This window comes from Halobacillus sp. BBL2006, assembly GCF_000786645.1.
Classification (GTDB): Bacteria; Bacillota; Bacilli; order Bacillales; family Halobacillaceae; genus Halobacillus.
Genome location: NZ_JRNX01000698.1, coordinates 1 through 3365, shown reverse-complemented (window position 1 = coordinate 3365; position 3365 = coordinate 1). Strand labels below are relative to the sequence as shown.

General features: G+C 40.3%; 3 protein-coding genes and 1 pseudogene. 1 reads left to right on the top strand and 3 read right to left on the bottom strand.

Translation table 11 applies throughout. The features are described 5' to 3' along the window. From LD39_RS22295 to LD39_RS18500, 3 genes and pseudogenes are all read right to left on the bottom strand, one after another. Window positions 1-218 (bottom strand): annotated as a pseudogene (locus LD39_RS22295) (PilZ domain-containing protein); the annotation flags it as partial. Window positions 219-324: 106 nt separating this feature from the next. Next, window positions 325-2049, bottom strand: a complete 1725-nt coding sequence (locus tag LD39_RS18505) for an ABC transporter ATP-binding protein (protein WP_035551479.1) — start codon at window positions 2047-2049, stop codon at window positions 325-327. Then, entirely contained in the window at window positions 2042-2761 is a 720-nt protein-coding gene (locus tag LD39_RS18500; protein WP_035551476.1) for a CBS domain-containing protein, read from the bottom strand. The genes LD39_RS18505 and LD39_RS18500 overlap by 8 nt, the downstream gene beginning before the upstream one ends. A gap of 272 nt (window positions 2762-3033) precedes the next feature. On the opposite strand from LD39_RS18500, the gene LD39_RS18495 reads away from it, so the two are divergent. Further along, window positions 3034-3363 carry a helix-turn-helix domain-containing protein gene (locus LD39_RS18495; RefSeq protein ID WP_035551473.1) on the top strand — a complete coding sequence of 110 codons (330 nt, stop codon included), beginning with the start codon at window positions 3034-3036 and terminating at the stop codon, window positions 3361-3363. The last annotated feature ends 2 nt before the right edge of the window (window positions 3364-3365 follow it).

The window sequence follows — 3365 nt, the reverse complement described above, 5'->3', positions numbered from 1 at the left end:
GCTGAGAACGTTTCATTATTATATATAAAAGATAGGAATACTTCATCTTTCATAGAAAGATTTGGATTCGCTTTGCAAGAAAAACGCAATCCGTTCAAACTGATATCCTTTACTTGCAAGGATCCCGATACTTGGCGATTGAACTTCTTGTTGTAGAAACCAGGTAACGTAGTGGAAAAAGTGTAACGGAATGGTTCGTTCCTTCTTTCGCGCAGCATATCCATGCTCCTTTTTTAAAATGTATTTACTTTAATCATAAACAAACGATCATTTTGGTACAAGAAATAAATAACATATTTTTCAGAAAAATTGCAGATAAGTCCACTATGTGAGGACTTGTTGATCGACGAGTTGGCGATACATCGGGTTTTGCTGGTATAAGTCTTTATGTTTTCCTTCTCCAGTAATGACCCCTCTTTCAAGGACGATCAGTCGATCAGCCTCGGTGACCGTTGAAAGGCGGTGAGCAATAATAAAAGTTGTCCGTCCTTTCATTAATATGCGTAATGCATCCTGCACAGCTGCCTCTGACTGGGAATCAAGATTGGAAGTGGCTTCATCCAATAACAAAAAGTCAGGATTACGCAATAGGGCACGCGCAATGGCGATTCGTTGTCTTTGACCGCCGGATAATTTCACACCTCGTTCACCGACCGCAGTTTCCATACGATCGGGAAGCTCCATCACAAAACCATACGCATTGGCTTGCTTCAAGGCTGCTTCCATTTCAGAATATTTGATTTCCCTATGGACACCATAGCCAATATTATCTTTAATTGATCCAGCCAAGATCGGGCTCTCTTGGGATACGTATCCGATCGATTGTCGCCATTGATCGAGCCTTATGGAAGAAATAGGTTGTTGACCAACGGAAATCATTCCGGAAGTAGGAGAGTAAAAGCGCTCAATCAGAGCAAAAATCGTTGTTTTTCCAGCACCACTCGGGCCTACCACGGCAACCGTTTCCCCCGGATCGACAGAAAAATTTAATTTGTGCAGAATCAGATGTTCCTGATCATAACCGAAGCTCACATTATGAAAAGTCAAAGGGTGTCTACTAAAAGCGTTAGGCTGATCGAAAGTTTCTGTGCTTCTTCCTAACATTCCTTGGATCCTTTCTGTAGCCCCCATAGCTTTTTGAAAAGCGGTCATAAATGTTGCTAGTTGACTAAAGGGAACGACAATTTGAAACATATAAATAATAATCGCCACTAGTGAGCCTGCGCTCAAGGCACCTGAGGCGACTCGAACTCCTCCATATCCAATTAGAATGACAAGGACGACCATGATGATTGTCGTCATAAAAGGAGAGATCACGGCCTGAATTTTGGCTTCCTTCAGTCCGTATGAAAATAACTGAGCTATCCCTTTCCGGCCTTTAGTGTTCTCAGCTGATTCGGCATTCGAAGATTTTACTAACCGGATTTCGCTTAGCACGCGACCAAGGTTGGCACTGAAGTCGGCCATTTCATCTTGCATCCGTTTTGAGACTTTATACATTTTCCGACCCAGCGGCAGAACGACTATAAAAGCCACAGGAACGGCAATAAGCATAATCAGCGTCATTCGCCAATCAATGGTCAGCAATATGATAACAGCACCGATAATCGAAATGATTCCTGTCACAAAAGAGACGAGATGGTTGGTAATTAGATTTTTTACTGTATTTGTGTCCTGAGTGATTCGACTCATCGTTTCTCCAGATTCATGCTCGTCAAAATAATCTACTGGTAAATGAAGAACTTTTTCCCAGAGCTGCCGTCTAATAAAAGCGACGATATGCTCACCTATGTAGGCCAAGAGATAGTAGGAAAACCCACTGGAAACAGTTTGGATGACAAAAGTTCCTGCTAAAAAAAGAATCAATCCGGTACTCAGTTCTCCTGTCGACAGCTGATCAACAAGGTTTCTTGTAAACAGAGGAACAATTAAACTGGCTGCGGTTTCAAGTAAACTTAAAAAGAGGGCTACAGCGATGAACCATTTCGCTGGTAGTCCCCCTTTGATAAAAGTGAAAAATTGTTTGACAGATCTGGATGGATCATTCATCTCTGTTCCTCCTATCCACCTTGATCAAGTCCCAAGTGGTCACGATCCCGAGTGGAAGGTCGTCTGAGTTTCCCGATTCGGTAATGATGACAGATTTCAATTTACGCTCTTCTTCTAAGCTGATTTCGAAACGTTCTTCAAGTTCAAACACAGTTCCACTCGCAGCCAGAAATTCTACATTTGGATTTGCTTCATTAGACAGCAATTCTTTTGCTGTTACATCATTCACGTCAATTACACCTTCATGAACAGATCTCGAAATATAACGGACGACACCGTCATTCGTCAGCAATCCCATGAACTCTCTGTTATCTGTATAGATAGGGAACTGGGAGATTCCATGCTTATCAAAGGCTTCCATAACATGAGTAAGGGGAGTGCTTTCTTTATAAAAGAGTACAGGTCGAGTAGCGAACTCCAAAGCCAATGGAGGTTGTTCAAGCGTTTGTTTAATTCGTTCTAATGCTTCTACGACGTCCAGATGGGGGGTAGCGATATAATAGTCACCGCTCGTCTTCTCATGAACAATCGCGTTACGTAATTTTGCGTATTGCTTTAACTGGTCAAAATGTACACGAATGACACTATGTTTCAATTTGGATCGTTGTAACAGCTCAACAAAATTATCATTTTTTGGATATCCGTTCAGTTCTTTTAAAATTTGATGTATTTGATTAAATATTATTTCAAAGCGTTCTGCAATATCATCCATGTGGTCACCCCGTTGTGATAAGTTTACTTACTACTAGTATATCTGAACTGGTGTTTACTCACACATTTTTGATTCGTAATGGAGAAAAAAATACTTGAAATATGTTCAGTTAGATCCGATGAATAAAAATAGGAACTAAGATTCTTGCTTGTAGATAAATTGGAGTATACATCAAAGAACATAAGTAGGACTAAATGATAAAATTTGTGCTTTAAATAGAACGAATACACAAAATATGCTATACTCAAAATACCAAGAAAGTAGGTGAGAATATGATCGGTGAGCGCATAAAAAAAATACGTAAAGACCGACATATGTCGCTATCTGAGCTAGCTGAACGAGCAGGGGTCGCTAAGTCGTATCTAAGCTCAATTGAACGGAACATCCAGACCAACCCTTCCATTCAATTCTTAGAAAAAATATCGAATGAACTTGATGTATCGATTAACTTCTTACTCCACGGTGAAACAGATATGAAAGACGAGAACCTTGATGAGGATTGGTTAAAGCTCGTTCAAGAAGCTATGAACTCAGGAGTGTCCAAAGATCAATTTAGGGAATACCTGGAATTCAACAAGTGGAGAATACATCAAAATAAATAAAA

What these genes read in the sequence shown, in the direction of transcription:
- LD39_RS18495 (WP_035551473.1), top strand. Translation starts at nt 3,034, where the DNA reads ATGATCGGTGAGCGCATAAAAAAAATACGTAAAGACCGACATATGTCG.
- LD39_RS18505 (WP_035551479.1), bottom strand. Translation starts at nt 2,049, where the DNA reads ATGAATGATCCATCCAGATCTGTCAAACAATTTTTCACTTTTATCAAA.
- LD39_RS18500 (WP_035551476.1), bottom strand. Translation starts at nt 2,761, where the DNA reads ATGGATGATATTGCAGAACGCTTTGAAATAATATTTAATCAAATACAT.